Consider the following 22,570-nt stretch of genomic DNA (forward strand, 5'->3'; position numbering starts at 1 on the left):
ATTACTTATCCTCCGTATCTGAATTTGTTATCTCTGCATTGCCCGATGCGATCTCACACGCCTCGGTAAGTATTATTGAAGCCGCCGTTGCAATGGATTTAGCCTCGATATAATCTCTGTCAAGCTTGAAGTTTCCGTTGTACAGGAAATCCTTTATCTCTTTTACTCTTTTAAGACCCGGTTCAAGCTCAGCAACGTTCGGCATTACAAAGTATGCGGTCTGCATGATCTTCCTGATCTCTGTTCTTATGCCCGCAGGGATATGTGGAGCGTCCTTGTCAACTGTAAACTTGTATTCTTCAAGATCGCCCTTTTCGTCTTTAAGCTTTTCTGCGATATCTGCCGCAGCTCTTCTTGAAAATACAAGAGCCTCAAGAAGTGAGTTGCTGGCAAGTCTGTTGTTTCCGTGAACGCCTGTGTGCGAGCATTCGCCGCAGGCATAAAGACCCTCGACATTTGTTCTTGCATACGGATCAACATTTATTCCGCCCATAAGGTAGTGCTGGCATGGATATATCGGTATCATATCCTTTGTCATATCATAGCCTGCCTTAAGCAGATTTTTGTATATCATCGGGAATCTGTTCTTTACGAACTCAGGATCTTTGTGAGTGATATCAAGATAAAATTCGTCCGATCCTGTTTTCTTTGCCTCGAACATAATGCAGTGCGAAACAACATCTCTCGGCGCAAGTTCAAGACGCTTGTCATAGTTATGCATAAATCTTTCGCCATGACAGTTTTTAAGATATGCGCCCTCACCTCTGACAGATTCAGAAATAAGGAAACATTCTCTTGTATGCTTGTTGTTGAAAGCGGTAGGGTGGAACTGTATGTAACTGAGGTGCTTTATCTCTGCACCCATATTGTAAGCCATTGTTATACCGTCGCCTGTTGCAATAGCTGAGTTTGTTGTAAATTCATAAACTCTGCCTATGCCGCCTGTGGCAAAAATAGTTTTTCTGCAGTTGAAAGTAAGATATTCGCCGTCTTTGAGGACAAGGAATGAGAAACCTGTGGAAGTTTTCTTTACATCGCACATTACTGCATTGTCCAGTATCTCAACATTATCCAGCGTCTGTGCGTAAGCCAGCAGCTTTGATTCGATCTCGAAACCTGTTGCGTCCTTGTGGTGGAATATTCTGTGCATACCGTGACCGCCTTCAAGAGTGCGGTGGTATTCGCCGTCAGCAGTCTTATCAAAATCGACGCCCAGCTGAATTATCTTATCAATATTCGCAGCAGCCTCGTTTACGAGTATATCAGTAGTTACAGGATCGTTTTCAAATCCTCCTGCTACGAAAGTATCGTTTTTGTGCTTTTCGGGAGAGTCGGCAGGGTTCTTGTAAACTCCCGCAATACCGCCCTGAGCGAGGGAAGAATTGCACAGCGTAGGTTCACGCTTGGAAAGCACAAGAACTTTAAGATTGTGGGGGAGATTTATAGCTCCGTAAAGACCTGCTACTCCGCAGCCTGCAATAATAACGTCATAGTTTTTCATAACATCTAACCTCTTTGTCGTGGCATTTTATATCATAATGCCAAACAGAATAAGCAAAATGAAGCTGTGAACATAAGCTCCGCTTCATATTATACTTATTCTATTATAGCACACAGAGCATAAAATTTCAACAGAAATCTTACATTTCTAACAGAGTTTTTACAATATCGGCTGTGTGAATTAACAAATAGGTTTTATACCATATAAAAAGGCTGCCTGCCCAGAATTGGACAGACAGCCGGAGGTTTATTTAAAAAGATTATTTGCCGTAGTAAGCCTTGAGGTACATTTCCTTGATCTCGCTCATGAGCGGATATCTTGGGTTAGCACCTGTACACTGGTCATCGAATGCGTCCTCTGTCATCTGGTCAAGAGTTTCGAGGAATGCCTTTTCGTCTATGCCGTAATCAGCGATAGTCTTCTTGATTCCAACTCTATCCTTCAGAGCTTCGATAGCGTCGATGAACTTGTTGAGTGTATCCTCATTGTTCTTGCCTACGATACCGAGGGCGTTAGCGCACTCGCAGTATCTTTCAAGAGTATGTGGATACTGATACTGTGAGAAAGTACCCATCTTTCTAGGTGTTGGATCAGCATTGAATCTCATAACGAGTGTGATGAGAAGAGCGTTTGCAACACCGTGTGGGAGGTGGTGGTAAGCGCCGAGCTTGTGAGCCATTGAGTGGCAAACACCGAGGAATGCGTTAGCGAATGCCATACCAGCCATTGTAGAAGCAGTAGCCATTTCCTCACGAGCCTTAACGTCTGTCTGACCATTGTCATATGCACCTGGCAGATACTTGAAGATCAGCTGCATAGCTCTTGTAGCAAGACCATCTGTGTAGTCAGTTGCCATGATAGAAGCATAAGCCTCAAGAGCGTGTGTGAGAGCGTCGATACCTGATGCAGAAGTAAGTCCCTTAGGAGCAGACATCATCATATCTGTATCAACGATAGCCATGTTAGGCATGAGCTGGTAGTCAGCGAGAGGATACTTAGTACCTGTCTTTTCGTCAGTGATAACTGCGAAAGGTGTAACCTCAGAACCTGTACCTGAAGATGTTGGGATAGCGATGAAGTAAGCCTTTTCGCCCATCTTAGGGAATGTGTAAACTCTCTTACGGATATCAATGAATCTCATTGCCATATCGAAGAAGTCTGCATCTGGATGCTCGTAGAGAACCCACATGATCTTAGCTGCGTCCATTGCTGAACCGCCGCCGATAGCGATGATCGTATCAGGCTCGAAAGCTCTGAGCTGTGCAACACCTTCAAGTGCGCAAGCAAGTGTTGGGTCCGGAGCAACATCGAAGAATGTCTCGTGGAGGATACCCATCTTGTCGAGCTTATCTGTGATAGCCTTTGTATAGCCGTTCTTGTAAAGGAACTGGTCTGTTACGATGAATGCCTTTTTCTTGCCCATTACGGTCTTAAGCTCGTCAAGTGCAACAGGGAGGCAGCCCTTCTTGAAGTATACCTTTTCAGGTGCTCTGAACCACAGCATATTCTCTCTCCTCTCAGCAACTGTCTTAATGTTCAAAAGATGCTTGATGCCTACGTTCTCAGAAACGGAGTTGCCGCCCCATGAGCCGCAGCCAAGTGTAAGAGAAGGAGCAAAGTCGAAGTTGTAGAGGTCGCCGATACCGCCGAGTGAAGAAGGTGTGTTTACGATCAGACGGCAAGTCTTCATTCTTGCAGCGAACTTGTTGAGCTTTTCTCTCTCGTTTACGTTGTCGATCCAGAGAACTGATGTGTGACCAAGACCGCCGTTGTTTACGAGAAGTGTTTCAGCGATGTCAAGTGAATCGTCGAAATTCTTTGACTTGTACATACCAAGGATAGTTGTGAGCTTTTCGTGACCGAAAGCTTCCTCAGGATCTGTGCTTGTAGCCTCGCCGATGAGAACCTTTGTATCCTCAGGAACTTCAAAGCCAGCCATCTTAGCGATAGTTACAGGACGCTGACCAACGATCTTAGCGTTAAGAGCGCCGTTGATAAGCATTGTGCTTCTGATCTTGTCAGCCTCTTCATTGTTGAGGAAGTAGCAGCCTCTCTTGATGAATTCCTTCTTAACATCGTTGTAGATGCTCTTGTCAGCGATTACTGTCTGCTCAGTAGCGCAGATCATACCGTTATCAAAAGTCTTTGAATGAATAATGGAGTTTACAGCATTTACGATATCTGCTGATGAATCAATGATAGCAGATGCGTTACCTGCACCAACACCGAGAGCAGGTGTGCCTGATGAGTAAGCAGCCTTGACCATTCCAGGACCGCCTGTTGCGAGGATAGTGTCAGACTCTCTCATGATCATGTTTGTAAGGTCGAGTGAAGGAACATCGATCCAGCCGATGATACCCTTTGGTGCGCCTGCTGCAACAGCTGCATCATAAACGATCTTAGCGGCAGCGATCGTACAGTTCTTTGCACGTGGGTGTGGTGAGATGATGATACCGTTTCTTGTCTTAAGACAGATAAGTGTCTTGAAGATAGCGGTAGATGTTGGGTTAGTAGTAGGGATTACAGCACCGATAAGACCGATCGGCTCGTAAATTCTTGTTGTACCGTATGCCTTGTTTTCTTCAAAAACGCCGCAAGTCTGTACATTCTTATATGCGTTGTAGATATGCTCAGCAGCATAGTTGTTCTTGATGACCTTGTCTTCAACGATACCCATGCCTGTTTCTTCAACAGCCATCTTTGCAAGAGGGATTCTTGCCTTGTTTGCAGCGATCGCAGCAGCCTTGAAAATCTTGTCAACCTGTTCCTGTGTGTAAGTTGAGAAAATTTCCTGCGCAGCTCTTACTTCAGCGATCTTAGCTTCAAGAGTTTCAACGCTGTCAACCAGAACTGGTGTTTCATTCTTTGCCATAAATAAACCTCCAATAAAATATTATTATTGTTCATTCAATAAAACCTATTTGCTTTTGTTTTACTGTACTTACATTATATCAGTTTGTTATTTTTTTGTCAATCTGACATTTCAACAGCTTTTCTACTATTTTTTCGCATGGTTTTGTCTTTTATACACAAATTTTGAATATTCTTTTATGAAAAGCGAACAAACGATATTTGTCAAATTGCACAATGAATAATTTCTTTGTTAATCTTTTATCAAATACAGTTCAAAAATATAATGAACAAAAATTATATAATAGCTTAATAAAAAGTAAACAATAGTAAAAATCACGAAAAAGACTAGACAAATGAGAAAAAAGGTAGTATAATATAGACAGTAAAGAAAGAACAAAACAGTATGTGAAAATTCAACAATAATTTTCAACCGCTGCTTGCTTTTTCCTTCTGAAAAATCAAAAATTCACTGAAATAATAAATTGAAAAGGAGAATGTTTTATGAAACTGGATAACTTTATTGCACACGGAGATATTTATGACGTATACGAAACCGACGGATTGTCAGTAAGAGTTTACAATAAGCCTGAGTACAAGGAAAAGTGCCTCTATGCAGCACTTACTCATGCGAGAGTAGAAACAACACTTGTAAATTCTACAATTAAAATGCCTGTTCTGAGAGAAGTTTCCGTTATCGACGGCAAGTGGGCTATCTCAATGGACTTCATCAAGGGCAAGACCCTTCAGGAACTTATGGACGAAAATCCTGATAAGATGGATACATATCTTAATCAGTTTATCGACATCCAGTGCGAGATCCACGCACAGTATATGCCTCTTCTTTCAAAACTGAAGGACAAGATGGCAAGACAGATCAAGACTCTCGGCACTATCGACGAGATCAAGAAGTATGAACTTCTTACAAGACTTGATTCTATGCCAAAGCATATCAAGCTCTGCCACGGTAACTTTGAGCCTAAGAACGTTATTATTAATGATGAAGGCACTTACGTTATCAACTGGGGTTCTGCAAGACAGGGCAACGCTTCCGCAGACGTAGCAAGAACATATTTGCTGTTCTGCCTGTCAAATCCTGAACTGGCTGAAAGCTATCTTGATAAGTACTGCCTCAAGAGCGGTACATCTAAGAAGTATGTACAGGCTTGGCTGCCGATCGTAGCTGCTGCACAGCTCATCAAGGGCAAGGAAGAGGAGAAGGATCTGCTCATGAAGTGGATCGACGTTGTAGAGTACGACTAGTCTTTAGTACAGCAAGATTACTGTGTAAATGTTACAACTTTGTAATAAATACTTGTGCATTTAGCTGAAAAAGTTAATGATCCCGATTATGTTAATGTAGCATAATCGGGATTTTTTGTGACAAAATCATTACTTTGCTTTACAATGTAAATATGATGTGGTATACTTCAATACATTGTATAATGAATATTTATGGGCAGTGTGGTACTGCCGTTTTTTTCGGAGGTTTTTATGAAAAAGGTAACAGTCTTTGCAGCGCTTATGCTTTGTGCTGCTGTTTTTTGTTCCTGTGGAGCTGCGAATGGTTCGTCCGCTGCTGCAAAGGAAAATACTGATGTGACAACTACTGTACAGACATCTGCTCCTGACGATGAAAACGTCACTACTGAAACATTCACTCTTCCGTCAAAGGAAACTTTCGCTCAGATCCCTGAGGACGCTGAGCAGAGCTTTGATGTCGTTATCAAGGCTGTGAAAGCTTCTTACCCTGCTGAAAATAAGACCAAAAGACTTTACGGCTATCTCGGCGAGGAAGAGGTAAACGACTGCCAGTGCTATATATTTGCAGTATACGATAAAAATAAGGACGTACATACCGAGGTCGCAACCGTTGCAGCATCTGTTGACGGCAGCAGCATATTTGTCTATAATGCTGAAACACTTACATATGATGTTCTCGATATCCCAGAGGATACATCTTCTGCAAAGACAGAGTATCATTGGGCGGAGGACAGCAGCTCATATGCTGATGATGTAAATTCCGACAGCGCTCTCGACAGCTCATCACAGAGCGAGAGTGACCTTTCCTCAGCTGATACTTCTTCTGAGAGCAGTTCGTTATCCGAAACAGCAGAGGTTTGAAATTAAGAAATTAAAAAATCAAAAATATAAGCGGCAGGTCGATCCTGCCGCTTTTTGTATGTCAGTTATCTTCATTTTCCGAAATGACTATGTTAGCGCCGTATGTAAGTGTAAGAAGGCTGTCGCCCAAGTGAACATTTTCAACAATAATGCCTTCGTAGTCTATGCTGAGATCGTAATGCGAAAAGTTCCAGAACGCTTTCACTCCAAGGCTGACAAGCTTGTCTGCTATCTCCTGTGTGTTGGCTTTAGGTATACAAAGTACAGCCACAACAGGGGAGTGCTCATGACAGAATTTTTCTATCTCGTCTGTGTGCATTATGGCGATATCTCCCACACGCTGTCCCGTAAGTTTAGGGTTTACATCAAATATGCCTGTGAGATGACAGCCTCTTGTTTCAAAATTTATGTGAAGTGCAATAGCCTTGCCGAGGTTTCCTGCGCCTATTAGGATAGTTTCAAAATTTCTGTCTACACCGAGTATCTTGCCTATCTCATTGTGGAGAGAGTCAACGTGATATCCGTAGCCCTGCTGACCGAAACCGCCGAAACAGTTCAGATCCTGCCTTATCTGTGAAGCGGTGAGCTTCATGCGTTCGGAAAGCTCTCTTGAAGAGATGCGCTCTACACCCTGCTTTTTAAGCTCCCCAAGAAATCTGTAATATCTGGGTAAACGTTTTATTACTGACGCTGAGATAGAACCGTTTTTTGACATAGCCATAACCTTTCTTTTATATGTTAGTATATCTTACTTACATTTGATAATAAAATAACGATAGGCTCAGCATGATGCAATGCCTGTCGAAATGTATTCTCTGACAGCTTTTTTCCTAGATAAAAGTATAGGAATAATGTGGAATTATGATAAAATTTACATAAAGATAATGTAAAGCAGCTGTACAGCAATAAATATAATACCACCAAAATAAAAGTTTGTCAAGAAGTTGTCAATCTTTTGACGCTTTACAAGCCGTCCTCTGTCAATTTTTTTCGCTTGACAAATTATATAATTGGTGATATATTTATAAATGTATGTGTGATAGCTGTATATTTAACAGCTCCCTGCGAATACTTCTTTATATAGAAAAATGTAAGGAGGTATGAATTATGCAGGAACACAGGAGCATTTATTCAGAAATCAGTAACGATGATGACAGATCGGACGAGGATACGAACGGTCAGTCGGGCGGCGAAAAGAGCAGCGATGAAGAGCTGAATGAGATAAAAGAGATAAATGAAATGGGCAGCGTTACGCCGTCTAATTCCAAACATCTTATCCATTGCCTTAATATTATCGGGCAGGTCGAAGGGCATTATATCCTTCCGCCGCAGAACAAGACCACAAAGTATGAGCATATTATCCCCGCACTTGTGGCTATCGAACAGGACAGAACTGTGGAGGGACTTCTCATTATCCTTAATACAGTAGGAGGAGATGTGGAGGCTGGTCTTGCCATTGCAGAGCTTGTGGCAGGTATGAAAACACCTACCGTTTCTCTTGTGGTAGGCGGAGGACATTCTATCGGCGTGCCGCTGGCGGTGTGCGCTAAAAAGTCCTTTATCGTGCCGAGTGCCACTATGACTATCCACCCTGTGAGAATGAACGGACTTGTGTTGGGCGTTCCGCAGACGCTTTCCTATTTTGACAAGATGCAGGAAAGGATAGTGCGGTTCGTCTGCGATAATTCTGAGATATCGCCCGAAAGATTTCGTGAGCTTATGATGGAAACAGGAGAGCTTATGATGGATGTAGGGTCGGTCATAGACGGCGAAACTGCTGTAAAGGAAGGTCTTATAGATAATCTTGGAGGGCTTTCCGAGGCGGTCGAGTGCCTTTATGATATGATAGAAAATCATTCTGAAAAGGAGATAATCACAAATGCTCCACACAATAATTGATATCTATGATGTTCTGAGAACAGATATAGCATATAATGCGGCTGATCTGGCTGAAAACAAAGCCGCACCATTCAGCACATATCCATTCGACTATCTCAGCCGTGACGGATTCTATCTTTAAACTTAAAAAAATCAAAAAATAAACAAAATAATTCAGCATATTTGGAGGACATAATGAGTATTTTTGACGCAGTTATGCAGGCGATAGTACAGGGACTTACAGAATTTCTGCCTGTATCAAGTTCGGGACATCTTTCGTTATATCAGCATTTCACAGGCAACAGCGGTGAAGGTGCGCTGTTCTTTTCTGCGGTGCTTCATCTCGGCACACTGGTAGCCGTGTTTATAGCTTTCAGAAAAGATATAATAGCGCTGCTGAAAGAATTTGTGGTGCTTGTCAAGGATATTTTCAAGGGTAAGTTTTCCTACAAGAACATGAACCCTGAAAGACGTATGATAGTTATGATAGTTATTTCATGCTTCTGCCTTGCGCCTTTCGTATTGTTCAAGGATTGGTTCACATCTATATCGGAGGACGATTCCATTTTTGCAGAGGGACTGTGTTTCCTCTATACAGCGGCAATACTCTATATGTCCGACAAATGCAAAAAGGGCAATAAAACAAAGGGCGATATAACAGCAAAGGATTCTATCACAGTAGGACTTTTCCAAGGCGTAGCTCTTCTGCCTGGTGTTTCAAGATCGGGTTCAACTATCTCAGCAGGACTTTTCTCAGGCTTCACAAGAGAAACAGCTGTAAAGTATTCATTCATTCTCGGAATACCTGTTATCCTGCTCAGCTGTCTGCTTGAACTTAAAGACGCAATAGGCGCAGGATCACCTGTAAGCGCAGGAAACTGCGTAGTAGGATTTATCGTTGCGGCCGTTGTGGGCGTTTGTGCGATAAAGCTTGTAAACTGGCTGGTAAAAACAGATAAGTTCAAGGTGTTCGCTTATTATACACTGGTCCTCGGTGTGATAGTTATAATCATTTCTATCGTTGAGAAATTTATCGGTCACGCTATCACATTCTGATCGTTGATCTACATAAAGACATACCGCTCGGTCTGCAAAAAGCAGGTGAGCGGCTGTGTCATATATTATCTTGTTTCAGAAAAGCTTGAAGTCCAATTCAGGCTTTTTTGTAAATTTTGAAAGGAAAGTGAGTTATGGCAGCGAAAGCTTCTAACGGCAAGTCGGGCGGCAATGCAAGCCGCAGTACGGCGAAAAAAGGCACTTCGTCAAAGACTTCCGGCGCTGCAAAACAGAATACAAAAGCACAGAGCAAGCCTGCAAAATCAAAGCCTGCCGCAAGCGAGTCAAAGGCAGCAAGTCAGCCTAAAAGCAAGGCAGATCAGCCTAATTCGCTCAAAGCTGCTAAGGAGAGGGAAACAAGACGTTTCTGGTCTTACATACTCTTCTTTTTCGGCGTGCTTGAACTGCTTATAACATTCGTACCCGGGGACGGATTGTGGAATACCCTCCATTGCATGAACAGGGGCATTTTCGGCATATCCGTGTTCCTTTTTGCGCCTATGATAATCTATGTTGCGCTTATGATAGCCTCAAACACCACGCAGAATACGGTGGTCGCAAAGGTGGTCGAGGGGACAGTGCTTATGCTGCTTTTCAGCGGTATCATACAGATATTGCAAGTCGGAACTGTCGAAGGTTCGTCCTTCTGGAAAAAACTTGTGGGTCTGTATAAGGACGGCGTCAACCTCAGAGGCGGCGGACTTGCCAGCGCAATTCTCGGCTGGCCGCTGCTTGCAGCTTTTAAAAAGGTCGGTGCGTCCATAATAATCATACTTGTGGCATTTACTTTTGTTATGCTACTGACGGATATAACCCTGCCACAGCTTTTCAAGGCGATATCAAAGCCTTTTGTCAAGGGCGCAGCAGCCGTTGCGGAGGACAGGATAGAACGTGCCGCTCAGCCGCCTAAGGAGAGAGGACCTGTTTTCGGCAGAGAAAATTCCCCTCGTGTGGCAAAGGTGACTTCTGGTACAGACAGAGTGGATATCGCAAAGTATTTTCCTGACGATGATCCCGAAACTGCCGCAGAGGTCTACCGAAAGGTCGATGAACAGCAGGCTGAGGAGGATATAGCCGAGCTTGAAAGTATGCCTGCGCACCCAGTTGAGGCAGCGCCTATAACCACACAGCGCCTTGAAGAAGAGGCAAAGACTACGAACAACAAGGAACTGAAAAGGATAATCGAAAAGGCTCTGGGCAGCAGCGTCAAGATAGACGAAAAAACAGGCGAGGTCACAGAGAATGAGCCTGCGGCAGAAGATGAAAAGAAAGCAGACGAAAATGTTAAGCCGCAGCAGGTCAATATTGACGCTGGCGGACAGACGACTTTGTTCGAGCAGGATAATAAGATATCCGCCTATGTAAATCCGCCTGTGGATATTCTGAAATATCCGGACAATACGCTGAACGAGGCTGTCGTTGCGGCTGAGATAGAGGAAAAGTCAACAACTCTTGTAGAAGTGCTTGCCACCTATGGCATTAAATCACAGATAACAGGCATTTTCAGAGGTCCTGCCGTTACTAGATATGAACTTAAACCTGCTGCAGGTGTAAAGGTTTCAAAGATAACATCGCTCTCAGACGATATCGCAATGAACCTTGCGGCAACAAGCATAAGAATACAAGCTCCTGTTCCGGGTAAGCCATGCGTCGGAATTGAAGTTCCGAATGTCCACAGAGATACGGTTTCCCTCCGTGAGCTTATCGACAGCGATGAGTACAGAAAGGCAAAGGGAAAGCTTTCCTTTGCGGTAGGTAAGGATATCGAGGGCAAGATAGTTGTGGCAGATATTGCGAAAATGCCCCATCTGCTTGTTGCAGGTACTACCGGTTCAGGTAAATCGGTGTTTACAAACTCTATCATACTTAGCGTACTGTATCATGCTTCACCTAACGAGGTCAAGCTTATCCTTATAGACCCTAAAAAGGTCGAGTTCAATATTTACAATAAGATACCGCACCTGCTTATCCCTGTTGTTACGGATCCGCTGAAAGCAGCGGGAGCGCTTGGCTGGGCGGTAAATGAGATGCTCAAACGATACAAGCAGTTTGAGGTCAACAATGTAAAAAATCTTGAAGAATTCAACGATATGATAAGGGACGAGCAGGCTAAGCCGATAGATCGGCAGGACAGCGTTATCGCAGGTCTTTCCCTTATGCCGCAGATACTCATAGTCATAGATGAGTTTGCGGATCTTATGATGGCGGCAGGCAGCGAGGTGGAGGAGTCTGTTCAGCGCCTTGGACAGCTTGCCAGAGCGGCAGGTATCCATATGATAATCGCTACACAGTCGCCTAGACGTGACGTTATCACAGGTATGATAAAATCGAATATCCCATGCAGAGTTGCCCTGAGCGTTGCCAGCAATACGGACTCACGAGTTATTCTTGACCAGAGCGGTGCTGAAAAGCTGCTCGGCAACGGAGATCTGCTGTATCTTGCGGCAGGAATGAAATCGGGCAAAAGAATACAGAGCGGATATGCCTCCACAAAGGAGATAAGGGAGATAGTAAGCTTCCTGAAAAGCGAGCATACCGCTGAATACAGCGAAGAGATACTTTATGAGGTGGAGCAGAATATGCCTAAGCCTAAGGAGGAAAAGAAGTCGGGCGGATCAGATGAGAATATCGTGGTCAACCCCGATGATGAGCTTATAGATCAGGCAATATCCATAATCGTTCAGTCCGGACAGGCGTCTACATCGTTTTTGCAGAGAAAGCTTAAGCTTGGCTTTGCAAGAGCGGCAAGAATAATGGACGAGATAGAAGAGCGTGGCATTATAGGCCCGCAGGACGGCGCAAAGCCGAGAGAGATCAATATCACGGCTGACGAGTGGATAGAAATGAAAGCAAGAAGATAGCTTTATCCGACACAGAACAGGACTTTGAAATGGCGAAAAGAAAAAGCAGAAAAAAATCAACTTTAACAGCAAAACAGCGGTTCAGGCTCATAGTCCTTGTTATCCTGCTCACCGTAGTGGGGGCGGCAGCGTTCCTTGAACATACGGGTATCGTGACATTTGATGATGTTATGATAAATGCAGGGCTTAAAGACAAGCCTGCCGAACACGCTGATACGGAAGTCCATTTCATTGACGTTGGGCAGGGCGATTGTACGCTGGTCATTTCTGACGGCGAGGCAATGGTCATAGACAGCGGTGACAGAGATGAAACCAACAAGGCTGTTGATTATCTTGTTTCACAAGGGATAGTGGATATAAAATATCTTATAGTCACACACCCTCACGCAGACCATATTGGCGAGATGAGCGAGATAATAGAGCGGTTCAATGTGGAAAAATTTATTATGCCGAAAGTCACCGATGATATCGTGCCTACCACGAAAATATATGAAAATATGCTGCTTTCGCTAAAAAATAAGGGGATAAAGATAACGAAAGCTACCGACTGCGAGCTTGAGCTTGGCAGCTGCAAGGTTCAGCTTTTTACCCCTAAAAACAAGAGCAGCAATCTGAACAACTGTTCAACACTGGTCAAGGTAGTTCATGGAGATAACTCTTTCCTTATCACAGGCGACTGCGAAAAGGAAGAGGAAAAGGATATACTTTCGCAGGATTTCGATATTTCGGCAAAGGTGCTTAAAGCGGCTCATCACGGCAGCTCAACTTCATCTTCGGCTGAATTTCTCGATGCGGTGATGCCCAGATATGCGGTCATATCCTGCGGAGAGGGTAATAAGTACGGTCATCCACACGAACAGACGGTCACACGTCTTGGCAAGTATGCAGATAAGATATATGTGACTATGAACTGCGGTACAGTTATATTCAGATCGGACGGCGAGGGCTTGTCTGTTGAAACGGAAAAAAATACTGAATGACGGTGATATTATGAAATATACAGTAGACAGGATAGAGAGCGGATATGCAGTGTGCGAGCTTGAAAACGGCAGCTTTAGTGATATCCCGCTGAACGAGATCCCCCCTGTTAAAGAGGGAGATGTGCTTGTTGAAGTGAACGGCAGGCTTGTAGTTGACGAAAAAGCCGCCGAGGAAAGAAGAAAAAAAATCATTGCCCTGCAAAATGATTTGTGGGAGTAAGGGAGAGATATAGTTGGAAAAGGATTTATTTTCATTGATCGATGAAAGGCTGCCGTCCTTATCAAAGGGACATAAGCTGATCGCAAATTATATTCTGTCGCATTATGACAAAGCGGCTTTTATGACGGCTCAGAAACTTGGAAAAACTGTCGGGGTAAGCGAATCCACAGTAGTCAGATTTGCCTCTGAGCTTGGCTATGACGGCTATCCTGCCCTCCAGAGAGGCTTGCAGGATCTTATGAGAAACAAGCTCACAGCCGTTCAGCGTATCAAGGTGTCATCGGAGCAGATGAACAGCGATGATGTGCTTGAAACGGTGCTTAATCTCGATATCGAAAGAATACATACCACACTTGAAGAGATATCAAAGGACGATTTCCACAGAGCGGTGGATATGATAGTAAGCTGCGATACGATCTATATTATGGGAACAAGAAGTTCCGCCGCTATCGCATCATTCATAAATTACTATCTGAGCCTTATCTTCCCTCATGTAAAGCTTGTTCAGAGTACAACGACTTCCGAACTTTTTGAAAAGATAATGAGGATAGATTCAAAGGACGTTATGATAGGAGTATCTTTCCCACGATATTCAAAGCAGACGCTTAAAGCACTCAAATATGCCCACAACGCAGGGGCAAAGGTAATATCCATAACGGATTCTACTTCATCTCCCCTTGCAAAATACGCAGATGCTTTGCTTCTGGCGAGAAGTGATATGGCGTCGTTCGTCGATTCGCTGGTAGCACCTTTAAGCCTTGTCAATGCTCTGCTCGTGGCGGTATCTATAAGAAATATCGGCAGAGTTACACAGACCTTTGAAAAGCTGGAGAAGATCTGGACGGATTATGATGTTTACGCTAAAAATGAGGACGATTCGCAATGATATATGACGCAGTTATAATCGGCGGAGGAGCGTCGGGACTTTTTTGCGGCGCACAGCTTTCGCTTATGGGCTGTTCAGTCGTTATTATAGAACATTCCGACAAGTGCGGAAGAAAGCTTATGATAACGGGCAAGGGCAGATGCAATGTCACAAACAACTGTGATCCGCAGACTGTAATGAAAAATATCCCTGAAAATTCAAAGTTTATGTTTTCCGCCCTCAGCAGATTTTCGCCTGAGGACACAATGAACTTTTTTGAAAGCTACGGTGTTCCGCTTAAAACCGAAAGGGGAAACAGAGTTTTCCCTGTGAGCGACAAGGCGGCGGATATAGTTAATGCCCTGCTGAGAGCCTGCCGTGACGGCGGAGTGAAATTTGTTCATGACAACGCAGTTTCCCTTATCACAGAGGACGGACAGGCTAAAGGTGTAAAGTGCGCCGAGGGTGAATATTACGGAAAAAATATTATAGTTGCCTGCGGCGGAAAATCATATCCGAGAACAGGTTCAACAGGCGACGGATATAAGCTGGCGAGATCGGCAGGTCATACCATAAAGACCGTCAGACCGTCACTTTGCCCTATCGTTACATCCGAGAGGGAAGAATGTGCAGAGGCTATGGGATTGAGTCTGAAAAATTGTACACTTACCCTTAGAAAGGACGGCAGTTCAAAGCCTGTGTATAAGGAATTGGGAGAAATGCTGTTCACCCATTTCGGACTGAGCGGACCTCTGGTGCTTTCTGCTAGCGCACATCTGGGGGATCTTTCAAAGGAGAGATATTATCTTGATATCGACCTTAAACCTGCGCTTTCTGAGGAACAGCTTGATCTAAGGATACAGCGGGATTTCGCCGATCTCCCGAACCGTGATTTCAGCAATTCACTGGGCAGACTTCTGCCTGCGGGACTTATCCCTGTTATTATAAAAAGAAGCGGCATAAAGCCTGACAAAAAAGTAAATCAGATCACAAGGGAGGAACGCTCTAAACTTGTGAGTGTGATAAAAAAGCTTACCTATACTGTGAAGAATATGCGTCCTGTTGAGGAGGCTATCATCACAAGAGGGGGAGTTGCGGTATCTGAGATAGACCCGAAAACCATGGGTTCAAAGCTTTGCAGAAACCTGTACTTTATAGGTGAGGTCATTGACGTTGATGCCTATACAGGCGGATTCAATCTGCAGATAGCTTTTTCCACCGCCTATGCCTGTGCGGAAACTATCGGGCAGACGTGGTGAGCTGACAGAATATATTAGGAGGAAATATTATGGGAATAAATATCGCTCTTGACGGACCTTCCGGTGCAGGCAAATCAACTATCGCCAGAAAAGCCGCAGAGAAAATGAACTATATCTATGTGGATACAGGTGCGCTTTACCGCTCTATCGCCTGCTATGTTATCGGCAAGGGAATAGCTCCGGACAGCAGTGAGGAGATAATCCCACTGCTTGGCGAGATAGATGTAAAGCTTGAATACAAGGACGGCGCACAGCAGGTCATACTCAACGGTGAAAATGTTTCTGATAAGATAAGAACACCAGAGATATCCATGGGTGCGTCAAAGGTTTCCGCTATACCGGAGGTAAGAGAGTTCCTTTTCGGACTTCAGAAGAATATCGCCGCAGAGAATAATATCATTATGGACGGCAGAGATATCGGAACAGTTGTCCTGCCGAATGCCGATGTAAAGATATTTCTTACCGCCTCAGCAGAGGAAAGAGCAAACCGCCGTTTCAAGGAACTGCAGGAAAAGGGCGACAGCTCAACATATGATGATGTTCTTGCTGACATAAAGCAGCGTGACTACAACGATACCCACAGAGAAACTGCTCCGCTGAAAAAGGCTGATGACGCAGTTGAGATAGATTCGACAAATCTTACTCTTGATGAATCTATCAGCGAAGTTTGCAGAGTTATCGAGGAAAATCTTAAAAAAAAACAGACTTCTGACAACTCGGACGGCGGAGAAAAAAAGCAGAGCATAAAAACAAGGGAGATCGCCCCTGTCAGACCTATCACAAAGACCCACAGGCTCAGCCATTTCAGAATGTTCTGGTACAGCATTCTCAGAGCAATAGTTATCGGTCTGTATCATCTCTACTATAACATCACCTTTGAGGGTACAGAGAATATACCGAAGGACGGCGGAAATATTTTCGCTTCCAACCACAGAAGCTATCAGGATCCTGTTTTTATTGCCCTGCCGACAAGAGTTCCGCTGTCATATATGGCTAAGGAAGAACTTTTTCATCAGAATTTCGCCTTCACCCTTGTGATAAAAGCCTTCGGCGCTTTTCCTGTTACAAGAGGAAAGGGAGATACCGAGGTAATAGATACATCTATCGAAAAGCTTGAAAAGGGCAGAAACCTTGCTATTTTCCCTGAGGGAACACGTTCAAAGGACGGCAAGGTCGGAAAAGGAAAAACAGGCGTTGCACTTATCGCCGCTATCGCTCAGACAAAGGTCGTTCCTGTTGGAATAAATTTTGAGGGCAGACTGAAGTTCAGAAAAAAGGTGGTAGTAAGGTTCGGCGAGCCGATAATCCCGTCTGAAATAGGCGTAACATCAACTAATCCTAAAGAGCTGAAGATAATCAAAAATACGATAATGGATAAGATCAAAGAGTTGGTGCATGATTAAATGTTAATAAAATGTAAAATTTGTGTTGCTAAAACTGCGGGATTTTGTTTTGGTGTAGACAGAGCCGTAAAAATAGTGTATAATAATTTAGATAACCGAAATAATGTTGTAACGTTAGGTCCTATTATCCATAACCCAAACGTGGTTGAGGATTTGAAGGCTAAAGGGGTATACCCCGTTGAGCTTGAAGATGTTAAAGAAGGACAGAAGGTTATTATACGTTCCCACGGAGTAGGGAAGGACGTTTACAAAAGGCTCGAAGAGATCGGGGCGGAGGTCATTGATGCCACCTGTCCGTTCGTGAGCCGCATACACAAAATTGCTCAGGAGAAATCCGAGCAGGGTTATACCGTTCTTATCGCAGGGGACAGCCGCCACCCGGAAGTTATGGGGATAATGGGGCATTGCCTTGGAGATAGCTATGTGTTTAATTCTTGTGATGATTTTGAAATTTTGGTGAAAAGCAAAGATTTTTCATCAAAAAAGGTTGCAATTTTGGCGCAAACGACGTATAATAAAAATATGTGGAAAAAATGCCGTGAGCTGTTTGAAAAGTATCTGCCTGAGGCGCTGGTGTATGACACTATATGCGCCGCAACTTCGGAAAGACAGAACGAAGCTGCCGAACTTGCAAAGCAGGCTGATCTGATGATAATAGCAGGCGGGCTTCATAGCTCAAATACACATAAGCTGAAAGCGATCTGTGATGAATACTGCAAATGTCTTTTAGTGGAAAATGCCGACGGTCTGAGGAAAAGCGGTATTGACTTAACAGGGGCAAAATTTATCGGGATTTCTGCCGGGGCTTCGACGCCGGCTTATATAATCAAGGAGGTACAACGGACCATGAGTGAAATGTTGAACAATGTTGACGAAGAATTTAATTTTGAGGAGGAGCTTGAAAAGACCCTCAAGAAAATACATACGGGGATGAAGGTGGAAGGCGTTGTCGAGTCTGTCGGCGATACTGAGATCACAGTAAATATCGGCACAAAGCACACAGGATATGTTCCTCTGTCAGAGCTGACTGACGATCCTTCAAAGAAGCCTGCTGACATCGTAAGCGTAGGCGATACTATCGACCTTATCGTTCTTAAGACAAGCGATAATGACGGTATCGTTACACTTTCAAAGAAGAAGGTAGACGCAGTTCTCGGTTTCCAGAAGATCATGGAAGCTAAGGAGAACGATGCTGTTCTTTCTGGTGTCGTTACAAACGTAGTAAAGGGCGGAGTTCTTGTTTCTGCTAATGGCGTAAAGGTATTTATCCCTGCATCACAGGCAGCTCCAAGAAGAGATTTTGATCTCAACGAGCTTGTTAAGCAGACAGTAAACTTCAAGATCCTTGAAGTAAACGAGGGCAAGCAGAGAGCTGTTGGTTCTATCAGAGCCGTAGCAAGAGAAGAGAAGGCAGCTGCACAGGCTAAGTTCTTTGAAACTGCTGAAGTAGGCGCAGAGGTTGAAGGCGTTGTTAAGTCTATCACAGATTACGGCGTATTCGTAGATCTCGGCGGAGTTGACGGCCTTGTAAGAAGAATGGACCTTTCATGGAACAGGATCAAGCACCCATCTGATGTTGTTTCAGTAGGTGACAAGGTAACAGTAAAGATCAAGGATATCGATCCTGAAACAAAGAAGGTATCCCTCACATACAAGAAGGATTCAGAGAATCCTTGGGAGATCTTCAAGGCTAACTACGAAGTTGGTCAGAAGGTAAAGGCTACTATCGTTTCTATCACATCATTCGGTGCTTTCGCACAGATCATTGACGGAATCGACGGTCTTATCCACATTTCTCAGATCGCAAATCAGAGAGTGAACAACGTTGCTGATATCCTTTCTGTTGGTCAGGAAGTTGAATGCCAGATCACAGAGATCGATGCTGACAAGAAGAGAATCAGTCTTTCTATGAGAGCTTTGCTTCCGGCTGATGACGCTGAAGATACTGAAGCTGAATAATTGCAAAACTGATTATATGGGGGCGATTCTGTCGTCCCCTTTAATTATTTTCAGCATTTTTTGGCTGTCAATATAACTAATAATTCTATTTGAAATTATAAAAAATGCTTAAAATTGCAAAAAAAATCTTAGTATTTTCTAAAAATGCTTAACTTTTTTATTCGTATGTGGTATAATATAATTGCGTAATAATATTGATACGAAAGGTTATTTATATGGAACAGACAAGGAAAAGAACTAAAAAGAAGAAAAAAAGTACAAGTCCTGTCGGCAGAGTGTTCAGGATAATCGGTACGCTGCTGCTGTCGATCTTTCTTGTATTGATAATCACTTGTTCGATTTTCGGAACGGTTCTTACTATATATGTGCTTAATTTTGCGGATACGACAACTACCGTCAGCCTTGAAAAGATCTCAGGAAGCAATATTACGAGATTTCTGAACGAAAATCCTAAGTATGATGAGGAAAATGACGAGGAAAAGGATAAGTATCAGCTTTACTATGCACTGAAAAATGAGCAGAAGCATTTTATATGGGTGGACTACGATGAAATGCCGCAGTCGCTTATCGACGCTTTCGTGTATACTGAGGACGAGCGTTTTTACAGTCACGACGGTGTTGACTTCAAGCGTACATTTGCCGCTTTTGTAAATGTATTTCTGCCCGGCGACAGAGTGTTCGGTGGTTCGACTATCACTCAGCAGACTATAAAACAGCTCACTGGTGAAGATGCCAGAAACGGTATCGCAGGTGTTGAACGTAAGATAAGAGAAATTTTCCGTTCTATAAACGTTGAAAAAACATATACAAAGGAAGATATTATTCAGAGCTATCTGAACGTTGTTCCGCTGGGTACTATGCAGCAGGATATCGTTGGTGTTCAGGCAGCCGCAAACTATTATTTCGGCAAGGACGTTTCTGACCTTGACCTTGCGGAGTGTGCATCACTTGCAGGTATGACAAGTTCGCCTGCTTACAACAACCCTGTTGACGATCCTGAGGCAAATAAGATAAGACAGAAATATTGTCTTGATCATATGCTGGAAAATGGTGCTATCTCTGAGCAGGAATACAATACCGCTCTTAATGAAGAACTTAATGTAGTTGGAAATTTTGACTACTCCAGCAACACTGTATATGAGGAAGAACTTGAGGATCAGGGCCCTACTTCATACTTTATGGACGCTGCTATAAATGAGGCTATCCAGCGTATACAGGATAACTACGGAATTACTGCGGCGGACGCTCAGCAGCAGCTTTATGACGGCGGTTTCACAGTTTACACTACCGTTGATATTGATATGCAGAAAAAGGTAGAAAAGCAGATGCAGGACGCATCAAACTTTACGACCTATTCAATGAGCGAAAAGGACGATACCCTCTGGTCAGGCTTTATAGCTATGGACTATCAGGGCAACGTCAAGGCGGTTGTCGGCGGACGTGATAAAAAGACCGATTCACGAGGATATAACATCGCAACGGACGCTACCCGTTCCCCAGGTTCGTGTATAAAGCCTATCGCTTCATACGCTCCTGCACTGGATCAGGATCTTATAACATGGTCAACTATCTCTAAGGACGAACCTATCGAGATAACAAATAAGGACGGCAAGAAGGAAAAATGGCCTGTAAACTACTCTGAAACAGGCGACAGTGCAAACTGGTCATACGATAACCTCTTTACATGGCAGATGCTTATGCGTTCGCTTAATACACTGCCTGCACAGCTTATCGAAAAGATGACTCCTTCATATTCTTATAACTTCCTTAAACAGAAACTGGATATCACAACTCTTGCTGACTCTGACGCAGACTACTCGCCTGTAACGGTCGGCGGTCTTACAAACGGTCTGAAGCTTGAAGAGCTTGTTGGCGCTTATATGATCTTCGGCAACGGCGGACGCAAGTATGAGGTTTCATATATCTCTAAGATCGAAGATTCCGAGGGAAATGTTATCTACGAAAAGACAGACGGATACAAGCAGGCTGTTTCGGACAGCACTTCATACATCATGAACAGAATGATGCAGTATGTTATCAATGACGAACAGGGTACCGGTAGATATGCAAAACTTTCAAACACCGACCTTGTGGGTAAGACCGGTACTTCATCAGACTGGTATGACCTTTCATTCGTAGGCTGTACACCTGACTATGTTTCAGGTATATGGATAGGTTACGAAAATCCGTCAACTATCCCGACAAATGAATATCAGAATATCGGCGCTATCTGGAAGAATGTTTTCGGTAGCATAGCCGAAAAGGAAGAGCATCACTCATTTGTTGATACCTTCCCTATGCCTGAATCGGTGCAGAAACTCAACTACTGTACAAAGACAGGTAAAATCGCATCAAGAAGCTGTTCAAGTACGAAGGAAGGCTACTTCAAGGTAACCGACAATATCGACTACTGTTACGGCGGACACTAATTCAAACAGACCTACTATCGGAAGTTATCTTCCGATATGTAGGTTTTTTGTGAAAGGATAAAATATGGCATTAATCAGAATGTGCATACCCTGCCACTTCGGTCTGGAGAGCGTACTGGCATATGAAATAAAGAAAATCGGCGGAGAAAATCTTACCACAAGGGACGGAAAAATTTCCTTTGACGGTGACTTTTCCGTACTCGCAAAAGCAAATCTGTGGGTAGCCACAGGCGAACGTGTACTTATCGAGTTGGGCAGTTTCACTGCAAAAAGCTTTGAAGAGCTTTTCAATGGCGTGGAAAAACTGCCGCTGGAGGATTATATCGGAAAGTTCGACGCTTTCCCTGTTAAGGGATATTCCCTTAATTCGCAGCTGCATTCTGTGCCTGACTGTCAGAAAATCATAAAGAAAGCCTGCGTAAAAAGGCTCAGCAGAGTGTACGGCATTTCATATTTCGAGGAAACAGGTGCAAAGCATCAGATACAGTTTTCAATCCAGAAGGACCTTGTTTCAATATATCTTGATACTACGGGACAGGGACTTCATAAGCGTGGTTACAGAAGAAATTCCAATGACGCACCTATAAAGGAAACACTTGCCGCAGGTATAGTTGACCTTGCAAGAGTAAGGAGCAACACTGTTGTGGCTGACCCTATGTGCGGTTCGGGTACTTTTCTTATAGAATCTGCCTATAAAGCACTGAATGTCGCTCCGGGTCTGAGAAGAAATTTTGCCGCTCAGAAGTGGGATCAGATACCTGAGCAGATATGGCGTGACTGCCGCAGTGAGGCAATGGATCTTATTGACAGACAGGGAACTTTTGCTGGGTATGGCTTTGACGTAGACGATATGGCTGTTCTGCTCACAAGGGACAATGCAAAGAAAGCAGGAGTAGGCTCAAAGCTTACTGTAAAACAGCAGGATATTTCAAAATTCAAGCAGATCGAAAACTCCGTTACATTCTGCAATCCGCCATACGGCGAAAGAATGTTGGAGCTGAAAGAGGCGGAGGAGCTTTATAAAAGGCTTGGCGACAGGCTTTCTCCGTCGAGGGAAAATCCATGCTATATAATCTCACCTCACGAGGATTTTGAGATGTTCTTCGGCAAAAAGGCGGATAAAAAGCGCAAGCTGTACAACGGCATGATAAAATGCTGCCTTTATATGTATTTCAAATAACGTCG

At 43.7% G+C, this 22,570-nt stretch carries 17 protein-coding genes; 14 read left to right on the forward strand and 3 right to left on the reverse strand.

Translation table 11 applies throughout. The features are described 5' to 3' along the window. Position 1 precedes the first annotated feature (1 nt). On the reverse strand, positions 2–1,501 hold the full coding sequence (locus Q0E19_RS08230; protein WP_294408765.1) for an FAD-binding protein: 1,500 nt from the start codon (positions 1,499–1,501) through the stop codon (positions 2–4). 259 nt (positions 1,502–1,760) lie between these two features. Further along, a complete protein-coding gene (gene adhE, locus Q0E19_RS08235) occupies positions 1,761–4,373 on the reverse strand; it encodes a bifunctional acetaldehyde-CoA/alcohol dehydrogenase (protein ID WP_294408767.1) in 2,613 nt (870 codons plus the stop codon). Positions 4,374–4,855: 482 nt separating this feature from the next. Between adhE and Q0E19_RS08240 the strand changes: the two genes are divergently transcribed. Together Q0E19_RS08240 and Q0E19_RS08245 are read left to right on the forward strand one after the other, a co-directional pair. After that, a complete protein-coding gene (locus Q0E19_RS08240) occupies positions 4,856–5,614 on the forward strand; it encodes a phosphotransferase (protein WP_294408770.1) in 759 nt (252 codons plus the stop codon). 231 nt (positions 5,615–5,845) lie between these two features. Then, a complete protein-coding gene (locus tag Q0E19_RS08245) occupies positions 5,846–6,475 on the forward strand; it encodes a hypothetical protein (RefSeq protein WP_294408773.1) in 630 nt (209 codons plus the stop codon). A 61-nt stretch (positions 6,476–6,536) separates the two neighbouring features. Here the strand turns inward: Q0E19_RS08245 and Q0E19_RS08250 are convergent, their stop codons facing one another. Continuing rightward, entirely contained in the window at positions 6,537–7,190 is a 654-nt protein-coding gene (locus tag Q0E19_RS08250) for a redox-sensing transcriptional repressor Rex (protein ID WP_294408859.1), read from the reverse strand. Positions 7,191–7,714: 524 nt separating this feature from the next. Between Q0E19_RS08250 and Q0E19_RS08255 the strand changes: the two genes are divergently transcribed. The 12 genes from Q0E19_RS08255 (at position 7,715) to Q0E19_RS08310 (ending at position 22,565) form a co-directional block, all read left to right on the forward strand. Continuing rightward, positions 7,715–8,374, forward strand: a complete 660-nt coding sequence (locus Q0E19_RS08255) for an ATP-dependent Clp protease proteolytic subunit (RefSeq protein ID WP_294408860.1) — start codon at positions 7,715–7,717, stop codon at positions 8,372–8,374. Next, positions 8,355–8,495, forward strand: coding sequence for a hypothetical protein (locus Q0E19_RS08260; RefSeq protein WP_294408774.1), 141 nt, complete (start codon positions 8,355–8,357; stop codon positions 8,493–8,495). The genes Q0E19_RS08255 and Q0E19_RS08260 overlap by 20 nt, the downstream gene beginning before the upstream one ends. A 53-nt stretch (positions 8,496–8,548) precedes the next feature. Then, positions 8,549–9,409, forward strand: coding sequence for an undecaprenyl-diphosphate phosphatase (locus Q0E19_RS08265; protein WP_294408776.1), 861 nt, complete (start codon positions 8,549–8,551; stop codon positions 9,407–9,409). A gap of 134 nt (positions 9,410–9,543) precedes the next feature. After that, positions 9,544–12,270, forward strand: a complete 2,727-nt coding sequence (locus Q0E19_RS08270) for a DNA translocase FtsK (protein ID WP_294408779.1) — start codon at positions 9,544–9,546, stop codon at positions 12,268–12,270. After that, positions 12,243–13,250, forward strand: a complete 1,008-nt coding sequence (locus Q0E19_RS08275; RefSeq protein ID WP_294408780.1) for a ComEC/Rec2 family competence protein — start codon at positions 12,243–12,245, stop codon at positions 13,248–13,250. The genes Q0E19_RS08270 and Q0E19_RS08275 overlap by 28 nt, the downstream gene beginning before the upstream one ends. A 10-nt stretch (positions 13,251–13,260) precedes the next feature. After that, positions 13,261–13,470 (forward strand): DUF3006 domain-containing protein, encoded by a 210-nt coding sequence (locus Q0E19_RS08280; protein WP_294408781.1) that lies wholly within the window; start codon positions 13,261–13,263, stop codon positions 13,468–13,470. A 13-nt stretch (positions 13,471–13,483) separates the two neighbouring features. Next, entirely contained in the window at positions 13,484–14,356 is an 873-nt protein-coding gene (locus Q0E19_RS08285; RefSeq protein ID WP_294408782.1) for a MurR/RpiR family transcriptional regulator, read from the forward strand. Beyond that, complete coding sequence (locus Q0E19_RS08290) at positions 14,353–15,594, forward strand: NAD(P)/FAD-dependent oxidoreductase (protein ID WP_294408783.1); 1,242 nt, start codon at positions 14,353–14,355, stop codon at positions 15,592–15,594. The genes Q0E19_RS08285 and Q0E19_RS08290 overlap by 4 nt, the downstream gene beginning before the upstream one ends. A gap of 29 nt (positions 15,595–15,623) precedes the next feature. Next, positions 15,624–16,997, forward strand: a complete 1,374-nt coding sequence (gene cmk / locus Q0E19_RS08295; RefSeq protein WP_294408784.1) for a (d)CMP kinase — start codon at positions 15,624–15,626, stop codon at positions 16,995–16,997. Next, complete coding sequence (locus Q0E19_RS08300) at positions 16,998–18,956, forward strand: bifunctional 4-hydroxy-3-methylbut-2-enyl diphosphate reductase/30S ribosomal protein S1 (protein WP_294408785.1); 1,959 nt, start codon at positions 16,998–17,000, stop codon at positions 18,954–18,956. A gap of 215 nt (positions 18,957–19,171) precedes the next feature. Further along, positions 19,172–21,385 (forward strand): transglycosylase domain-containing protein, encoded by a 2,214-nt coding sequence (locus tag Q0E19_RS08305; protein WP_294408786.1) that lies wholly within the window; start codon positions 19,172–19,174, stop codon positions 21,383–21,385. A 64-nt stretch (positions 21,386–21,449) separates the two neighbouring features. Next, positions 21,450–22,565: a class I SAM-dependent RNA methyltransferase gene (locus Q0E19_RS08310; RefSeq protein WP_294408787.1), complete on the forward strand. Its 1,116-nt coding sequence runs from the start codon at positions 21,450–21,452 to the stop codon at positions 22,563–22,565. Positions 22,566–22,570 lie beyond the last annotated feature (5 nt).

The organism is uncultured Ruminococcus sp. (assembly GCF_934476685.1).
GTDB lineage: Bacteria > Bacillota > Clostridia > Oscillospirales > Ruminococcaceae > Hominimerdicola.